Below are 17,068 nucleotides of genomic sequence, written 5' to 3'. Positions count from 1 at the left end.
CTAGGCGATCTGCTGCGTGCCGTCGTGGAACATGGGGTACGCGGAGATCGGTGTGACCGTAGCTGACGGAGTTGGTTCCGGTGCCCGCGATGCGGGTGCCGGAGCCGGCTCGTCAACGGTGACGATTTCCATGGACTCCATGTCCAGGAGCCGCCTGCTCCCGGTGTAGTCCGTGAGCCAGAAAAGGTCGGTGCCAGCAACGGTTTTGACCACGGTGCCCCGGTGATAGAGGCGGCCGTTATGCCAAGCCTCCACATGATCGCCCGCGCTCAGGGCGTGCGGCTCGTCTTTGCTCCCCGGCATGGTGCCGAATGCTTGGGCCAGGCTCGCCTGCATTTTCAGCGCCTGGAAAAGATCCCTGTTTGCAATACTCATGTCTGCTCCCCTCAGCTTTCGCCGTCCTTGTCCTCAGCTTTGCGCATGTTTGTTGCAGGCGCGTTGCAAGGGGATGAGCGATGTGTGACGGCTGCAGGGCCTTGAGTGGCGGCCCGACTGCCGCCCCATCTGCAACGATGTATGCCAACAGTACAAAAGGAGCACATTGATGGCCGTCACCATGAACGACGTCGCACGTGCGGCCGGCGTCTCGTTGAAGACGGTCTCCAACGTGATCAACAACTACGAGTTCATCCGGCCAACCACCAAGCAGCGCGTCCTGGACGCCATTGAAGAGCTTGGCTATGAAACCAACCTGACGGCCCGCAGCCTCCGCTCGGGCAAGACCAGCATGCTCGGATTGGTTTTGGCTGACCTTTCCATCCCGTATTACGCCGAGTTGGCGTCGGACATCATGAAAGCGGCGTGGGCCCGGGGATACCGCGTTCTGGTGGAACAGTCCGGGAATGAGGCCGGCCATGAAAGGGCGGCGCTCCAAGGCCAATTCCGCACGCTCACGGATGGCCTTCTTTTCATACCTCTCGCCTTGGACGCTGAGCAGATAATCGCCGCCGCGGGCAGGAAGCCACTGGTACTCCTTGGTGAGTACGTGCAGGATCCGCGGCTGGACATGGTCCTCATCCAAAACCACAGAGCCGCCGCCGCCGTCACCACGCACCTGCTGGCGGGTGGCCGCCGTCGTTTAGCTGTTGTGGGCGCGCACGACGGCGACACCACCGGCAGCGGTGGCCTGCGCCTTGAGGGGTACAAAGCTGCGCTCGCTGACGCCGGCGTGGAGTATGACCCCGCCTTGGTGGTTCCGTGCGATTGGCGGCGCGACGGCGGTGCTGATGCCATTGCAAGGCTGCTGGACAGCGGCGTGGAGTTCGATGCTGTTTTCGGGCTCAACGATGCACTTGCCCTCGGAGCACTTCACGAACTCCTGGTCCGCGGCAAGAAGGTGCCGCAGCAGGTTGCCGTTGCGGGCTTCGATGACATCGACGAGGCACGGTTTGCCTCGCCATCGCTGACCACGGTGGCGCCGGGGCGTGCGGAAATTGCGGAGCGCGCCGTCGAACTCCTCATCAACCGGATTGAAAGCAAAACCGCAGCAGCCAAGGTTCAGCAGCCGGAGGCGGCCTTCGAGCTGCGTGTCAGGCAGTCCGCGCCCTGACCGCCTGCAGTTAGTGTTCCGGGCCGTTAGTGTTTGAGGAATGAACGTGATCCCCGCTGAAGTCGTCACCCCCGCCGTCATGATCGATGTCGATGTCCTGGATCGGAACATCGAACGCATGGCGTCCAGCATGCTCACCAGGGGGCTCAAGCTCCGCCCGCACGTCAAGACGCACAAGACGCTGGAGATCGCCCGTAAGCAGTTGTCGGCCGGTGCCGTGGGGATCACCGTTGCCACCATCGGCGAGGCTGAGGTTTTCGCGGCGGATGGAGTGAAGGACATCTTTATCGCCTACCCGCTCTGGGTTGAAGCCCCTCATGCGGAACGCCTTCGGGCTTTGGCAGCCAAGGGCCGCATCGCCGTTGGCGTGGATTCTGCTGAGAGTGCGACGGCGATGGGTCGCCACTTGGGCGCGGATGCCGGCAGCATTGAGGTGCTGATCGAAGTGGACAGTGGACATCACCGCAGCGGCGTATTGCCCGACGAGGCGGTGGACGTTGCCCACGCAGCGGCTGCCGCCGGACTGAGCGTGCAAGGCGTCTTCACGTTCCCCGGACACAGCTACAAGCCGGGAATGCCCACGGGTGCGGCCAGCAACGAGAATGAGGCGCTTGGCCTGGCCGCGACGGCGCTGACCTCGGCCGGGTTTGAAGTCACCACCATCAGTGGAGGGTCTACGCCAACGGCCCTGATTGACGGCGAGACGGTGGCCACAGAGCTCCGCCCCGGTGTCTATGTATTCGGGGATGCCCAGCAACTGGAACTCGAACGATGCACGTGGGACGACATTGCGCTGACGGTTGCCGCCACCGTGGTCAGCCGGCACGAGGCCAACGGTGGCAACGTCCGCCGGGTTGTGGTGGACGCCGGCAGTAAGGTCCTGGGCAGCGACCGTCCGGATTGGGCCACAGGATACGGGCGGCTCCCCGAATACCCCGAAGCCAAGGTGACTGCGTTGTCCGAGCACCACGCCACGGTTGTTTGGCCGGACACGGCGGAACTGCCGCCGCTGGGTACCCGGCTCCGGGTGATCCCCAACCATGTGTGCCTGACCATGAACCTGGTGGATGAGGTCACCGTTGTCCGCGACGGTGCCGTGGTGGATCAGTGGGCTGTGGCGGCGCGCGGGCGCAACAACTAGCCCAGCACCGGAACGCCCTGGAACAGGGTGTGGAACTCCCGGTTGTGGTAGACCAGCGGGGCTGAATCGGCGGGGCTGAACCGGATATCCACAACGGTTGCGGCCAGCAAGACAGAGCCACCCAGAGGCGCCCTATGGACGATTTCGCATCGCAGCGCCCATGGTGCTTCCCTGAGCAGGGGCTCGCCTGTGGGCAGCAGTTCCCAGTCCATGTCGCTGGTGAAGCGCGGGGCGTTGGGGTCGGAGAATGTGCGCACGAGGTTTACCTGGTCCGCGCCCACCAGGTGCACGACGATCGTTTGCGCGGCAGCGATGTGCGAAGCTGACCGGCCGCCTGTGACGGAGAAGGCGAGCGTCGGCGGATCCACCGCCACCGATGCCACCGAGGACGCCGTGAGCCCCACGGCTCCTTCCGGCCCTGACGCGGTGATGATGGCAACTCCTGCTGGATGTGAGCGGAAGGCGGCCTTGAAGAGCTCGCCGACCGGTTCTGCCGGCAAGGGGGTGTGATGGGACATTCATGAACCTTCGTGGGACTGGTTGGGGTTGGCGCCGCTTTGCGGAAGCGCACCTGAACGATGCTAAGACCTCAACTTAAGTTGAGGTCAATTCGGCATATTCGACCCCCGCCTGTGACGCCGTGGAAACGTAGCTGAAACTTCCGCTCCTTACGCTGGTCACACTCTGTCCTTAAAGTGCCCAGCTATCAGGAGAATCGATGCATCTTTTGCCCCGTGAGCAGGAGAAACTCATGATCGTGGTGGCTGCCGATCTCGCGCGGCGCCGCCAAGGGCGCGGCCTCAAGTTGAACTACCCCGAAGCCGTGGCCGTCATCAGCTACGAGCTCATCGAAGGTGCCCGCGACGGCCGGACGGTCGCCCAACTGATGAGCTACGGGACCACGGTGCTCCGGCGCGAAGACGTGATGGAAGGCGTCCCGGAGATGATCCACGACGTCCAGATCGAAGCCACCTTCCCAGACGGCACCAAGCTCGTCACCGTCCACAACCCCATCCGATAGGAGCCCCATGATCCCCGGCGAATACAGGCTCCAACCCGGTTCCATAGCGTGCAACAGCGGCCGTGAGGCGATCGCCGTCGAGGTGGTCAACCGCGGCGACCGCCCCGTGCAGATAGGTTCGCACTACCACTTCGCCGAGGCGAACCGCGCCCTGGAATTCGACCGCGAAGCAGCTCACGGCCGCCGACTGGATATCCCGGCGGGCACGGCCGCGCGCTTCGAACCCGGTGACCGGAAGACCGTCCAGCTCATTGCCTTGGCGGGAACACGTGAGGTTTTCGGCCTCAGCAACGCAGTTAACGGAAGGCTCGACGGCGGAACTGGCGTTACCGGGGAACTGCGCCCGGGCGTCGCAGCGGAAAGGGACCACCAGTGAGTTTCGAGATTTCCCGCAAGCAATACGCCGAGCTGTACGGCCCGACGACGGGTGATGCCATCCGCTTGGCCGATACTGAGCTCTTCCTTGAGATCGAGAAGGACCACACGGTTCATGGCGAAGAAGTAGTGTTCGGCGGCGGCAAGGTCATCCGGGACGGCATGGGCCAGAACGGCCAATTGACCCGCGCAGAGGACATCCCGGACACCGTCATCACCAACGTGATCGTCCTGGACTACAGCGGAATCTACAAAGCCGACGTTGCCCTCAAAGACGGTCACATTTTTAGGATCGGCAAGGCCGGTAACCCCCAGATTGCCGACGGCGTGAACATCGTGATCGGCGCCAGCACGGAGATTATTGCCGGCGAACGGAAGATCCTCACCGCCGGCGGCATCGATACCCACATCCACTTCATCTCCCCGGAACAGGTCCCGGCCGCCCTGTGCAACGGCATCACCACGATGGTGGGCGGGGGCACCGGTCCGGCCGAAGGAACCAAAGCCACCACCATCACGCCGGGCGCCTGGCACATCTCCCGGATGCTCCAGGCCGCCGAAGGACTCCCCGTCAACATCGGCCTGTTCGGCAAGGGCCACGCGTCCGCCGTCGAGCCTCTCGCGGAACAGATCCGGGCAGGTGCCGTCGGATTGAAAGTGCACGAGGACTGGGGTTCAACCACGTCCTCCATCGACATGTCCCTGCGCGTTGCCGACGAATACGACGTCCAAGTGGCCATCCACACTGACACCCTCAACGAATGCGGGTTCGTGGAAGACACCATCCGTGCCATCGATGGCCGGGTCATCCACACCTTCCACACCGAAGGCGCCGGAGGCGGACACGCCCCGGACATCATCAAAATCGCCGGCCTGCCCAACGTGCTCCCGGCTTCCACCAACCCCACGCTGCCCTACACCAAAAACACCATCGAAGAGCATCTGGACATGCTCATGGTCTGCCACCACCTCAACCCCGATATCCCGGAAGACGTGGCCTTCGCAGACTCCCGCATCCGCGCCGAAACCATCGCCGCGGAAGACGTCCTCCACGACCTCGGAATCTTCGCCATCACGTCCTCCGACTCCCAAGCCATGGGACGGGTGGGTGAAGTGGTGACCCGGACCTGGCAGGTAGCCGACGCCATGAAACGGCAACGAGGCGTGCTGAAGGATCCATCCGGCACTACCCATGGTTCCGCTGAATCCGACAACTTCCGCCTCAAGCGCTACGTGGCCAAATACACCATCAACGCGGCCATCGCGCAGGGCATGGCAGACGTCATCGGCTCCGTGGAAGAGGGCAAATTCGCTGACCTCGTCCTCTGGGATCCCGCGTTCTTCGGAGTGAAACCCGAGCTCGTCATCAAAGGCGGCCAGATCGCCTACGCACTCATGGGCGATGCCAACGCCTCCATCCCCACACCACAGCCGCGCACCATGCGGCCCATGTTCGCCACGTACGGCAAGGCCCTCCAGCAAACATCCATCACGTTCCTGTCCAAGGCAGCCATCGACGCCGGAGTGCCCGCCGAACTGGGCCTCGAACGCATCATCAAACCCGTCTCCGGCATCCGCAACCTCACCAAAGCGGACCTCAAATACAACGGCGAAACCCCGGACATCGCCGTCGACCCCGAAACGTACAAAGTGACAGTCGACGGCGTCGAAGTCACCTCCCAGCCCTCCGACGTGCTTCCCATGGCGCAGCGCTACTACCTCTTCTAGGAGCCTTCATGATCATCGAAAAAATCCTAGGCAACCTCCACGAACAGCCCAACGACTACGCCGGCCACCACAAAGAAAAAGTGGTCCTCCCCAGCGCCCTGCTGGTCAAACGCATCCAACGCGTCACCACCGACCACGGCAAAGAACTCGGCATCCGCCTGCCCATCGGCACCGGCGACCTCCGCGACGGCGACATCCTCGCCGTCGGTGACAACAACCTCATCGTCATCTCCGTACTGCCCACGGACGTCCTGGTCATAGGGCCGCGAAGCATCCACGAAATGGGCGTCGTGGCCCACTCGCTCGGCAACCGCCACCTGCAGGCGCAGTTCTTTGATGCTGAGTCCGAGTACGGAGCCGAAGTGATGGTTTGCCAGTATGACCACACCGTGGAGGACTATCTGAAGAGCGTCGGCGTCCCCTACGACAGGCAAGAGCGGGTCATGCCGGTGCCGTTCCGCCATGCTGAGCATTCGCACTAAGCAAATTCCGGTGCTGGCTTTTGGGGTTGGCAAGCCTGCGGCGGGTGATAGGGGCCGTGCCCGCTTCGCGGTGCCCACCACGCCGCGGCCCCTATCACCCGCCTCCGCCGAGGTTCGCCGCGGCAGCGTCGCGGTTGAGCCCACTAGCGAGGCAGCATGACCTCATATCAGCTGGCTCTTCAACAGTTGACCGACTCTGCTTTGCCTACGGGGGCGTTTGCTCATTCTTTGGGGTTTGAGAGTTACATACATCGTGAGTTGGTTCATGATGAGGGGTCGTTTGGGGTTTGGCTTTCCTCTTTTGTGGGGCAGCAGTTGACCTATTCCGATGGGTTGGCTTTGCGGTTCTTGTATGAGGGGGTGGGGGTTGGGCTGTTGGATTCCGTTCTTTCGGCGCAGTTGTTGGCTCGGGAAGTGCGGGAGGCTTCGCTCAAAATGGGTGGGCGGTTGTTGGAGATTGGTGGGGAAGTGTTCCCATCGGCGGAGTTGGAGTCGTATCGGGGGCTTGTTCGTGGGGGTGGCGCATCGGGGCATCAGCCCTTGGCGTTTGGGGTGATCGCGCGGTCATTGGGTGTTCCCTTTGAAGCGGCGCTCTCTGCGTATTTGTTCGCCACCGTTACTTCGCTGACCCAGAACGCCGTGCGCGCCATTCCGTTGGGGCAGAACGCCGGGCAGCGGGTACTTCGCCACGCGCACGACGCCGTTGCTGCCGCCGTCGACGATGTAGCACAGCTGTGCTGGGACGACTTTGGGGCCGTCAGCCCCGGACTTGAAATTTCACAAATGCGGCACGAACGGCAACGCGCCCGCATGTTCATGAGTTAGCTAGTGCAAAGGACAGAAAACATGTCAGAACCCATCAAGATCGGCGTCGGCGGACCTGTCGGAGCCGGCAAAACCCAGCTCGTGGAACGTATCACCCGGCACATGAGCGGCGACATCTCCATGGCCGCCATCACCAACGACATCTACACCATCGAAGACGCCAAAATCCTGGCCGCCAACGGGATCCTCCCCGAAGACCGGATCATCGGCGTCGAAACCGGCGGATGCCCCCACACCGCCATCCGCGAAGACACCTCCATGAACACCGCGGCCATCGAAGAGCTCAAGGCCCGTCACCCCGACCTCCACGTCATCTTCGTCGAATCCGGAGGCGACAACCTCTCCGCCACCTTCAGCCCCGAACTCGTCGACTTCTCCATCTACATCATCGACGTCGCCCAAGGTGAGAAGATCCCCCGCAAAGCCGGCCAGGGGATGATCAAATCCGACCTCTTCATCATCAACAAAACGGACCTGGCGCCCCACGTCGGAGCTGACCTGGCCATCATGGAGCGGGACTCCAAGGAATTCCGCGGCAATAAACCGTTCTGCTTCACGAATCTGAAGACCGACGAAGGGTTGGACGCAGTCCTCAACTGGATCCGGCGGGACGTCCTGATGCTCGACTTGGCCCTATGACCTTGCCTGCTACGGCGGCTACGCCGGGTGATAGGGGCCGTGCCCGCTTCGCGATGCCCGCCACGCCGCGGCCCCTATCACCCGGCTCCGCCGCTTCGGAGATCGGGTCACCCCGGCGCGAAGAACCTGTGAGTTCGTCGATGTGGGCCCCGGAGGTCGATGCAGGCTCTTTGGGGAACGTGGGGCCCCACACCGGGTTAAACGTTGCGGGGCGGGAGGTGCGGGAGGTGCGGGGGCGGTTGGAGCTTGGTGTCAGTGTGCGGGGCGGGCGGTCCGTTGCTTCGCGGCAGTTTCATGAGGGCGCGTTGCGGGTGCTGAGGCCTCATTACCTGGATGAGTCCGGGCAGGTTTGTTATGTCATGGTCAACCCCGGCGGGGCGTATTTGGGGGCAGATCTGTTCCTTATCGATGTGGAGGTTGAGGCGGGGGCGGATCTGTTGTTGACCACGCAGTCGGCCACCAAGGTGTACAGGACTCCGGGGTCGTTTGCTGAGCAGCGAATGAGTGTGCGGCTGGGGGAGTGCTCGCGGTTGGAGCTGGTGCCTGACCAATTGATTGCGTATCGGGAGGCCAGCTATCGGCAGAATTCGCGCCTCAGCCTGCACCCGACGTCGAGCCTTGTCATGGCCGAGGTCGTCACGCCTGGCTGGTCGCCGGACGGTGCATCCTTCAAATACGAAGAGGTGCGGCTGCGGAATGAGATCTGGATAGAGGGTGACAGCGGCGCGAAACTGTTGGCGCTCGATAACCTCCTGATTCGCCCACCTGTCAACGACGTGACCGGGATGGGGTTCATGGAAGGCTACAGCCATCTGGGGTCGTTGGTGGTGGTGGATCCGCGGGTGGATCAGGCGCTCGCCGATGAGCTGGACCAAATAGCCCGGGATTTTGACGCCTACACTGGCGTTTCCTTGACGGCGGCTATTGCCGGGACTGCCGGGCTTGTGCTGCGATCGTTGTCGAACAGCACTGAGGAACTCAACAAACTGCTGGGTACTTGCACCGGCGTTCTGCGGGAACGTTGGTACGGGCAGGGACCCTTGAACCTGAGGAAGTATTGATGACTGCGCTGACCGAGTTCGCCACCATGTATCGGGAGCGGGAGACGCTGTCCCTGCGGACCCGGCTGTTGTTCACGTTTGGTGCCGTCGCCGCTTTGCACGTTGCCGCCGTCGTGCTCTTGATTGCTGGTACGGCAGGTGCCGCGCAGCCGTTGGCGCTGGGGTTGGTGGTCACCGCGTATGTGGCCGGCATCAAGCACAGTTACGACTGGGACCACATCGCCGCGATCGACAATTCGACCCGCAAATTCGTGGCGCAGCGCAAGGACCCCGTGAGCGTGGGATTCGCGTTCAGCCTGGGCCACAGCTCGGTGGTGATCCTGGCGGGATTGCTGGTGGTGGCGGGTGCCACGTTGATCGGGCAGTTCATGGAGGACGGGACCACCGGAAACAAGGTGCTGGGCCTGATCGGCAGTGGGGTTTCCGGTCTGTTCCTGTTGGCGATGGGACTGTTCAACGGCTCCGCCTTCGTTCGTGCCAGCCAGGTCTATCGCAGGGTACAGGCTGGCGGTGGGGTTCGTCCCGAGGACCTTGAGGCCAAGGGCTTTGTTACCAGGCTTCTCGCCAAGCCGCTGTCAAAGGTGGAGCGCCCGCGGAATATCTACGTGATCGGCTTCCTGTTCGGGCTTGGCTTCGACACCGCCACCACCATTGGGCTGCTGGTCATCACGACGACGGCGTCACTCGCCGGAGTTTCGCCGCTCGCCTTGATGGCCCTGCCTCTCGCTTTCACAGCGGCCATGACCCTGTGCGATTCGATCAACGGCGTGGCGATGATGAAGATGTACAAATCCGCCATCCACAACCCGCAACGCAAGCTTGGCTTCAACGCCGTGATCACTGGCATCTCAGCCGTCTCGGCGCTCTTTATCGCCGTGATCACGCTGGGCGGGTTCTTCAACTCGGCCTTTGAACTGGGCGATCCGCTGACTACCTGGCTCGCTGGCATCGACCTGGGCGATGCCGGGCTGATCCTGGTGGGCCTGTTCGTGCTGGTGTGGGCCGTGTCCGCGATGCGCGGCCGGCATGCGCGGGCCGGAGCCTAGGAGGCTGCCACCGCGTTGAACGGCTCGTTCGTGTCCACGCCGCGGTCCATCGGCCGTGGGCTACCGCAAAGAGAATTTCCCGCACCCTGTAACCGATGGTCTTGAGCCGGAAACTATACAAGTATCCTGCAGTTCAGGGCTCAATATTTTCAGGGGGAAATCGTGCTTTCCGAGCGCGAATTGGCGTTTATCGCCATTCACAAAGACAGCTATCCATCCGTTTTCAGGTTTGTGCGCCGACGCGTGGAATCGGCGGAGATGGCTGAAGAGATCGCCGCCGACGTTTTCCGCGTCATCTGGCAAAAGTGGTCCGACGATGTCCGCCCGGATCTCGCCTACTTACTGACCGTTGCCCGCAACCTGGTGGGCAACGCCTACCGTAGCCGCGACCGGCAGCAGGCCCTGCAGGAAAAACTGCGGACGACGGCGGTGGAGCGTTACGGCAATGACTCCGAGAACGTCGCGGTACAGGATGCGATGGCCCGCCTGCGTGTCCAGGACCGGGACATCCTGCAACTGGCCTATTGGGATGGCCTGGGCACGGCCGAGATGGCAAGTGTCCTGCAGTGCAGTGAATCCGCCGCAAAAGTCCGTCTGCACCGCGCCCGTGCAGCTTTCCGGAAGCAACTGCCGGCGGGCATAGAAACGACTACAGAGAAGTTGGGGGTCTGAAGAAAATGGATCCGATCAAGAACCTGGTTGCCTCGACCGACCCACTGGCGAACGAGCCTGCTGAGCTCAACGCCGAAGAAGCCCTGGCCCGCATGCTCACTGGGCCGCGGGTCTTCAGTGACAACAATCCGGCAGCGGCCGTGGTGTCCCTGGAGGACCGAAGGCGCCGTAAAGCCCGGATCGCTGGTGGGCTGCTGCTCGGTGCTGCGGCCGTGACTGCAGGCGTCCTCGTGGCGGCCAACTTCGGGCCGCTGACGACTGCTCCAGCGCCGGCAGTCTCTGTCACGCCGACAGAAGCGAACCCGTCACCCAGCGTGTCCCTCACACCGACGCCGACCGCGACGTCGTCGGCCACTCCGGAGGCGACTCCGACGACCGCCCCCACCCAGGCGCCGACTCCCACCATGCCTGCGGCGGCCACCACCGCACCCGTGGTACCACCGGTTCAGGTGCCGACGAGTCAGACATTCACCTTCCCGGACGGCCACCTTTCCTTCACGTACTCGGTCGGTTGGAGCGTCAAAACGGAACCGGGGCCATACGCGACGGAGGCGGACAAGGCTGCGTCCACCATCGCCAAGGTCTTGGACAGCTCTGGCACTGAGGTCGCCGTGATATTCAACGGCAATTATGGCGATGGTACCGGGGGGTTGGTGGACCGAACCATCCTCGACAGGGCAGTGGTTCCCGGTGTTCGCGCCACCTCAGGTGAGCTGGTGGAGTTCGGTTTCTCCTCGTACCAGTCGCAGTACGTTCCGTACGAAGGTCCCCCTTACGAGGGAATGCCCTCACCACAAACGGGACCGGTCGACGGTCCTCCGACGTACATCATGGATGCGCGGCTCTCGTCGGAACTCAAGGCCGGTCTCAGCTCCTCCGGGACTAACCAGGTCCGGGTTCCCAACGGCATCATGAGCGCCTACGTTCAGTTTGATGCCACCAAGAACCCCGCCTTCGCTACCCCTGCAGCCGCCAAGTCCTGGATGGGCACCACGCAGTACGCCCAACTGAAGAGCTTGCTCCTGAGCCTCAGCTACAAGTAGTCCACATAGGTGACAGTAAACGGCGCACTGACGGTTCAGAGCGACGTTTGCTGTCACCTACTTGGGTTAGCGGGGAAATGCCACTGTGCTGATGCATGGCGCTGCGCGAAAATGTTATGCATCCGTCCATAACAAAGCCGTTGTCACTTGCATAGGGTTGAAGAGATCTGCTTCACACCACGAATTGCCCCGATCTATCCCCAAGGATGAGTTTCAACGATGAAGAGCATCGCCCTCCTGCGCGAACGAGCCACCCGCACCATGCCAACCGGGTCCCACTGCCCGGCGTCGGGCCTGTGGAGCCCGGACTCCGATCCGGACGCTGTCCAGGTGTTCCCGGAAGGCCACGTGCTTCCTGCCCACAACGGAGTGGCAACTGTCTGGCGGCGCCGCACTGCCGCTGAAGTGTCAGCGTGACTAGCTCCATCCTGAACCGGCCCGCCGACTACCGGCACGTCCCGGCCGCGGAGTGGTCCGAGCTCAGCTCCGGGGATCCTGTGTGGATCTACGACGTCGCGTGGGGTGCCGGCACCGGCCGCGTTGACGACGTTTCCAAGCACCAGGAACTGCTGTGGGTTGTCATGGAACCCACGGGCCGCAAGTTGATCTGTGGCACGGACGACGTCCAGGTCTGGTCCGTCTAAAAAGACTCGCCGGGACGGCAAATAATGACAATGTCTGAGCGGATGATTGTCACTAAATGCCGTCTCGGCGGCATTTAACCGGCGGGAACCAGCACGCTGGGTGAGCCCGTCTCCACCCGGCTGAAGGGTCCGTCCGGCAGCCCGGTTGCGGGGTCGAGTTTGAAGCTCACGACGTCGTTGGACCGCTCATGCGCGATGTACAGCCAGTCTTCGCGGACGAGGTGGTGGCGTGGCCAGTCGCCGCCGCACGGGACGTCGGCGAGGGGCTCGAGTTCCTTCCCGTCGTGGGTCACCTTCAGCACGCAGATCCGGTTGGAGCCCCGGACGCCTACGTAGGCGAAGCGACCGTCCGGCGACAGTGCGATCTCCGCCGCTGAGTCGCCGTCGAACGGCTTGTTGATGCTGGCCGGAACCATTGCAGTGAGTTCGTAGGTGCCGTCCGGCTCCATCCGAACCGCTGCCACCTCCACAGAGTATTCCGTGTCCACGAACACCGTTCCGCTGCGGTGGCGCGCCATGTGCCGCGGTCCCGAGCCCTTGGGCAGCACCACCTGATGGTCAGGCTGCAGGCCCCCGCCCGGCACGTACTTCCACAAGCGAACCAAGTCATGCCCCAGGTCGGTTGTCATGACCCTTCCGTCGGGAAGCACCAGGCTCGAATGGGCCCGGCTGGGCCGCTCGTGGTCGGTGGGAGCAGTGAAGTGGGGATCGACGGCGGCTGCCGCGCTTGTGCGCGAGGCAATGGCGCCGTCGTCGTCCAGTTCGTAGAGGATGACCTGGCCATCGCCCCAGCACGTGGCCACGACAAAGCGGGCTTGGGGATCCACCGCAACGTGGCAGGTGGCGTCCCCTGCCGGCCAGGGTTCGCCGAACGCCTCCAGTTCGGCGTCGCCTTTCCGCCGATAGGCGCGCACTGTCCTGCCTTCTTCGGCGACGGCGTAGACCACCGGGAGCGTGGGGTGCAGGGCGAGGAACGACGGTGAATTGGCCTCGATGGCCAAGCCAGCGGTCGTCAGCTTGCCGTCCTCATCAGCCGAGAGCGCAGCGATTCCCTTTCCGTGGCCGTTTCTGTCGTCCGTGTAGCAGCCCACCCAGATCAGTGTTCCTTTATCTGTTGCCGCCATACGTCAGTGCCCCTGAACATCCGAGTCGACGCCTGCGTCCGGGCCGGCGTCGAGCGTCTGCAGTTTGCTGAGATCGTCCTGGTCCAGTTCAAAGTCGAAGACGTCCAGGTTCTCCTTCATCCGTTGCGGGTTGGCGGTCTTGGGAATCGCGACGAGTCCTTGTTGGACGTGCCAGCGAAGAACCACCTGGCCAGGCGTCTTTCCGTACTTTTCGCCGATACCAGCCAGAACTGGAGCATTCAGGAGATCGCTGCTGGCACCCAGAGGGCTGTAGGACTCCGTGACGATGCCGTGCTGCTCGTTGAAGGCCCGGGCGACCGACCGGGGGATGGAAGGGCTGACCTGGATCTGGTTGACGGCCGGAATGACGTCTGTTTCCCGGAACAACCGGTCAAGGTGCGCCGGTTTGAAGTTGGAGACGCCGATGGAGCGCGCCTTGCCCGAAGCCTGAAGTTCCTCGAAGGTCTTCCATGTGGACACAAACTCGTCGCGGCGGGGGAGCGGCCAATGGATCAGGAGCAGGTCAACGTAGTCCAGCCCCAGACGTTCCAATGAGCCGTCCAGCCCGGCGACAGCCTTTCCCGAACCCTGGAACCCGCCGTCCAGTTTGGTGTTGATGAAGAGTTCCGCGCGATCCACCCCGCAGTCGCGGATGCCGTTGCCCACACCCTTCTCGTTGCCGTACTTCACCGCAGTATCGATGTGCCGGTAACCGTGGGATACCGCCTCCACCACGGCCTCGGCAACTTCGGCATCGTTCAAAGGCCACGTGCCCAACCCGAGCTGGGGGATGTGGTTGCCGTCGTTCAGTTCGATGAGTGGGGCGCGTGTCATGGGCGTAGGTTCCTTTCATAAAGCCGGTCGCTGAGCTCCATAAAGTCTTCCTTCACCACTTGCAGCTCAGGATGCTGATCATGCCACGCCACGATCTCCCTGGCACCGTCCGCGAACGGAATCGTGGCCCGGTAATCAGGAACCAGCGCTTTGATCTTGGCGTTGTCGAACACCACGGAGTGCGAGCGGTCGCCCAGCAGGTTGGGGCCGAGTTCCGGACTGTGGGCTGCGATGGTCTCTGAGGAAACGTGGAACAGCTCGGGTTCAGGTACACCGGCCGCACGGGCAAACAAGCGGTAAATCTGGTTCCACGGGAGGAACTCGTCGGAGGTGATCGTGTAGCTCTCGCCCACGGCTTGCGGCCTGCCCAGGAGGCCAACGAAGGCCTTGGCGAAGTCACGGCTATGTGTCAGCGTCCACAGTGAAGTCCCATCCCCATGGACCATGATCGGCATCCCGGCGCGCATGCGGTGGATGTCGGTCCAACCGCCCACCATCGCGATCTTGGTGCGGTCATACGTATGGGACGGCCGCACCACAGTCACCGGAAAGTCCTCCTCCCGGTACGCCTCGAACAGGAGTTCCTCGCAGGCGATCTTGTCCCGCGAGTACTGCCAGAACGGATTCTTCAGCGGTGTCGATTCCCGGATCGGCAGCGTTGTTGGCGGCTTTTGGTACGCCGAAGCGGAGCTGATGAAGACGTACTGCCATGTTCGACCTCGAAACATTTCCAAGCCGGCCACCGCCTGGTCCGGTGTGAAGGAGATGAAGTCCGCAACGGCGTCGAACTCCCTTCCTTGCAGTACCCCGCGCACCGCCTCGGCGTCCCGGATGTCAGCGTGGAGGACCTCGGCGCCGTCCGGAACCGGCCGCCCGGCCGACCGTCCCCTGGTGAGGATGGTCAGCCGGTGGCCCAGCGCGACGGCGCGTTCAGCCGCCGCCGCACTGATGACCCCGGTCCCGCCAATGAACAAGATGTTCCGCGGCGAGACAGTGTCCGCCTGCGGCAGGAGGCTGCCCTCGATGAGGGTGCTCACCAGGCGTAATCCTCGGGAGCAGGACGGTGGCCCGGGAAGATGTCGTCGAGCCGCTTGAGGGCGTCCTCGTTCAGGGTGACGTCCAAGGCCCGGATAGCTGCGTCCAGTTGCTCCTGCGTGCGTGGCCCAACGATGGGGGCCGTCACCGCAGGCTGGTGAAGCAGCCATGCCAACGCGACATCACCGGGTGCGTGGCCGAGTTCGTCCGCAAAATCCTCGTACTGGCGGATCTGGTTCTCGTGCTTTTTGAGGGTTTCCAGTGCCCGGCCCTCGGCGCGGCGCACGCCCTGCTCTTCCTTCTTCAGCACGCCGCCCAGCAGCCCGCCCTGCAGCGGCGACCAGGGAATCAAGCCCAGACCGTACTGCTGGGCGGCGGGAATGACCTCAAGCTCCAGCTCACGCCTGAAGAGGTTGTAGATGGACTGCTCGCTGACCAGTCCGGTGTAGTTCCGCCTGCGGGCCGCTTCCTGTGCCTGGGCGATGTGCCAGCCGGCAAAGTTGCTGCTGCCCGAGTACAGGATCTTGCCCTGTTGAACGGCAACCTCGATTGCCTGCCAGATCTCGTCCCAAGGGGTATCGCGGTCAATGTGGTGGAACTGGTAGATATCGATGTAGTCCGTCTGCAGCCGCTTCAGGCTCGCGTCCAGGGCGCGGCGGATGTTCAGGGCCGACAACTTGGACTCGTTTGGACGGTCTGTCATGGTGCCGTACAGCTTGGTGGCCAGAACGGTCCGCTCCCGGCGCTCGCCGCCCTTCGCGAACCAGCGGCCGATGATTTCCTCGGTCCAGCCACGGTGCTCGACTCCGCCGTAAACGTTGGCGGTGTCAAAGAAGTTGATGCCGGAATCCAGTGCGGAATCCATGATCGAGTGGGCTGTTGCCTCGTCCGTCTGCGGGCCGAAGTTCATGGTGCCCAGGCAGAGACGTGAAACTTTCAGGCCGGAGCGGCCAAGGTGGGTGTACTGCATGTTTGTCCTTTACTGTTGTTCGGGAGCTTAGAGCTGCGTGAAAGCAGCGACGGCGGGATCGGAACCGATGCGGGCACCCGCCTCCAGTGCCGTGATGGCTGCCAGTTCGGAATCGGTGAGGCTGAGGTCGGCTGCCCCGAAGTTCTCGCGCATGCGGGTGGAGTCTGCGGACTTGGGGATCACGATGGTTCCCTGGGCGAGGTGCCAGGCCAGGATCACCTGTGCAGGGCTGGTGCCGTGGGCAGCTGCAACGAGTGCCACCTGTTCGGCATTCAGGTCCTTGCCCTGGCCGAGCGGGCTGTACGCTTCAACAGCGATTCCCAGATCACGGCACTTGCTGGCCAGTTCGCCCTGCTGGAAAGTCGGGTGGACTTCGATCTGGTTCACGGCAGGCACCACCTCTGCCTCCTTGAGAAGCGTGTCCACGTGGTCGGAGAGGAAGTTGGAGATGCCGATGGCCCGGATCTGCTTGTCCTGGTACAGCTTCTCCATCTCCTTCCAGGCCTGCGTGAAGAGGCCCTGCGATGGTACGGGCCAGTGGATCAAGTAGAGGTCGATGACCTCAAGGCCCAAGGCGTCCCGGCTGCGCTGGAAGGCATCATGCGCGTCGCCTTGCTCGCCGTTGCGGAGTTTGGTGGTGATGAAAAGTTCTTCGCGGGGAATTCCCGAGGCCGCGACGGCGGCGCCAACACCGGCTTCGTTTCGGTAGGCGGCCGCGGTGTCGATGTGACGGTAGCCGGCTTCCAAAGCATCTTCCACGACCTTCTGCGTTTCGTCGGCAGGTACTTGGAAGACACCAAATCCGAGCTGGGGGATGGTGACGCCGTTATTCAATGTCAGCTCTGGCATGACAGTCTCCTTCGACGGGATGGCTATGGC

General features: G+C 63.0%; 21 protein-coding genes. 14 read left to right on the top strand and 7 right to left on the bottom strand.

Annotation, left to right across the window (positions count from 1 at the left end):
* On the bottom strand, positions 1 to 375 hold the full coding sequence (locus ACSSVG_RS09055; RefSeq protein WP_492418517.1) for a hypothetical protein: 375 nt from the start codon (positions 373 to 375) through the stop codon (positions 1 to 3).
* A 169-nt stretch (positions 376 to 544) separates the two neighbouring features.
* On the opposite strand from ACSSVG_RS09055, the gene ACSSVG_RS09050 reads away from it, so the two are divergent.
* Positions 545 to 1,549, top strand: coding sequence for a LacI family DNA-binding transcriptional regulator (locus ACSSVG_RS09050; protein ID WP_492418515.1), 1,005 nt, complete (start codon positions 545 to 547; stop codon positions 1,547 to 1,549).
* 40 nt (positions 1,550 to 1,589) lie between these two features.
* Entirely contained in the window at positions 1,590 to 2,690 is a 1,101-nt protein-coding gene (locus ACSSVG_RS09045) for a D-TA family PLP-dependent enzyme (RefSeq protein WP_492418513.1), read from the top strand.
* Here the strand turns inward: ACSSVG_RS09045 and ACSSVG_RS09040 are convergent.
* Positions 2,687 to 3,208, bottom strand: coding sequence for a flavin reductase family protein (locus tag ACSSVG_RS09040; RefSeq protein ID WP_261611175.1), 522 nt, complete (start codon positions 3,206 to 3,208; stop codon positions 2,687 to 2,689). The two genes, ACSSVG_RS09045 and ACSSVG_RS09040, sit on opposite strands and share 4 nt — an antisense overlap.
* Positions 3,209 to 3,408: 200 nt before the next feature.
* Between ACSSVG_RS09040 and ACSSVG_RS09035 the strand changes: the two genes are divergently transcribed.
* The 12 genes from ACSSVG_RS09035 (at position 3,409) to ACSSVG_RS08980 (ending at position 12,226) form a co-directional block, all read left to right on the top strand.
* A complete protein-coding gene (locus tag ACSSVG_RS09035; RefSeq protein WP_231339650.1) occupies positions 3,409 to 3,711 on the top strand; it encodes an urease subunit gamma in 303 nt (100 codons plus the stop codon).
* 7 nt (positions 3,712 to 3,718) lie between these two features.
* Complete coding sequence (locus ACSSVG_RS09030) at positions 3,719 to 4,087, top strand: urease subunit beta (protein WP_231339649.1); 369 nt, start codon at positions 3,719 to 3,721, stop codon at positions 4,085 to 4,087.
* Entirely contained in the window at positions 4,084 to 5,814 is a 1,731-nt protein-coding gene (ureC, locus tag ACSSVG_RS09025) for an urease subunit alpha (protein ID WP_492418510.1), read from the top strand. Before ACSSVG_RS09030 ends, ureC begins: the two co-directional genes overlap by 4 nt.
* A gap of 8 nt (positions 5,815 to 5,822) precedes the next feature.
* Entirely contained in the window at positions 5,823 to 6,296 is a 474-nt protein-coding gene (gene ureE, locus ACSSVG_RS09020; RefSeq protein ID WP_492418509.1) for an urease accessory protein UreE, read from the top strand.
* Between the two features lie 156 nt (positions 6,297 to 6,452).
* Positions 6,453 to 7,121: an urease accessory protein UreF gene (locus tag ACSSVG_RS09015; RefSeq protein WP_492418508.1), complete on the top strand. Its 669-nt coding sequence runs from the start codon at positions 6,453 to 6,455 to the stop codon at positions 7,119 to 7,121.
* Positions 7,122 to 7,142: 21 nt separating this feature from the next.
* Complete coding sequence (ureG, locus tag ACSSVG_RS09010) at positions 7,143 to 7,760, top strand: urease accessory protein UreG (protein ID WP_231339645.1); 618 nt, start codon at positions 7,143 to 7,145, stop codon at positions 7,758 to 7,760.
* Between the two features lie 140 nt (positions 7,761 to 7,900).
* On the top strand, positions 7,901 to 8,821 hold the full coding sequence (locus ACSSVG_RS09005) for an urease accessory protein UreD (protein ID WP_492419172.1): 921 nt from the start codon (positions 7,901 to 7,903) through the stop codon (positions 8,819 to 8,821).
* Positions 8,821 to 9,867 (top strand): HoxN/HupN/NixA family nickel/cobalt transporter, encoded by a 1,047-nt coding sequence (locus tag ACSSVG_RS09000; protein WP_492418506.1) that lies wholly within the window; start codon positions 8,821 to 8,823, stop codon positions 9,865 to 9,867. The genes ACSSVG_RS09005 and ACSSVG_RS09000 overlap by 1 nt, the downstream gene beginning before the upstream one ends.
* 162 nt (positions 9,868 to 10,029) lie before the next feature.
* The gene (locus ACSSVG_RS08995; protein ID WP_492418505.1) at positions 10,030 to 10,539 is read left to right on the top strand and encodes an RNA polymerase sigma factor; all 510 of its coding nucleotides are present in this window, start codon (positions 10,030 to 10,032) and stop codon (positions 10,537 to 10,539) included.
* Between the two features lie 5 nt (positions 10,540 to 10,544).
* Positions 10,545 to 11,582 carry a hypothetical protein gene (locus tag ACSSVG_RS08990; RefSeq protein WP_492418503.1) on the top strand — a complete coding sequence of 346 codons (1,038 nt, stop codon included), beginning with the start codon at positions 10,545 to 10,547 and terminating at the stop codon, positions 11,580 to 11,582.
* A gap of 219 nt (positions 11,583 to 11,801) precedes the next feature.
* A complete protein-coding gene (locus ACSSVG_RS08985; RefSeq protein ID WP_207595847.1) occupies positions 11,802 to 11,999 on the top strand; it encodes a hypothetical protein in 198 nt (65 codons plus the stop codon).
* Positions 11,996 to 12,226, top strand: a complete 231-nt coding sequence (locus ACSSVG_RS08980) for a hypothetical protein (RefSeq protein WP_492418501.1) — start codon at positions 11,996 to 11,998, stop codon at positions 12,224 to 12,226. Before ACSSVG_RS08985 ends, ACSSVG_RS08980 begins: the two co-directional genes overlap by 4 nt.
* Positions 12,227 to 12,300: 74 nt before the next feature.
* Here the strand turns inward: ACSSVG_RS08980 and ACSSVG_RS08975 are convergent, their stop codons facing one another.
* The 5 genes from ACSSVG_RS08975 to ACSSVG_RS08955 are packed head-to-tail and all read right to left on the bottom strand — an operon-like array spanning position 12,301 to position 17,038.
* Complete coding sequence (locus tag ACSSVG_RS08975; protein ID WP_492418499.1) at positions 12,301 to 13,350, bottom strand: lactonase family protein; 1,050 nt, start codon at positions 13,348 to 13,350, stop codon at positions 12,301 to 12,303.
* A gap of 3 nt (positions 13,351 to 13,353) precedes the next feature.
* Positions 13,354 to 14,184 (bottom strand): aldo/keto reductase, encoded by an 831-nt coding sequence (locus tag ACSSVG_RS08970; protein WP_492418497.1) that lies wholly within the window; start codon positions 14,182 to 14,184, stop codon positions 13,354 to 13,356.
* Positions 14,181 to 15,221: an NAD-dependent epimerase/dehydratase family protein gene (locus tag ACSSVG_RS08965; protein WP_492418495.1), complete on the bottom strand. Its 1,041-nt coding sequence runs from the start codon at positions 15,219 to 15,221 to the stop codon at positions 14,181 to 14,183. Before ACSSVG_RS08965 ends, ACSSVG_RS08970 begins: the two co-directional genes overlap by 4 nt.
* The gene (locus tag ACSSVG_RS08960) at positions 15,218 to 16,189 is read right to left on the bottom strand and encodes an aldo/keto reductase (RefSeq protein ID WP_231339637.1); all 972 of its coding nucleotides are present in this window, start codon (positions 16,187 to 16,189) and stop codon (positions 15,218 to 15,220) included. The genes ACSSVG_RS08965 and ACSSVG_RS08960 overlap by 4 nt, the downstream gene beginning before the upstream one ends.
* Before the next feature lie 27 nt (positions 16,190 to 16,216).
* On the bottom strand, positions 16,217 to 17,038 hold the full coding sequence (locus ACSSVG_RS08955; RefSeq protein ID WP_231339636.1) for an aldo/keto reductase: 822 nt from the start codon (positions 17,036 to 17,038) through the stop codon (positions 16,217 to 16,219).
* Positions 17,039 to 17,068 lie beyond the last annotated feature (30 nt).

Source organism: Paenarthrobacter sp. E2MeOHC11, from assembly GCF_058744955.1.
This window is presented reverse-complemented; position numbering and strand designations above follow the sequence as displayed.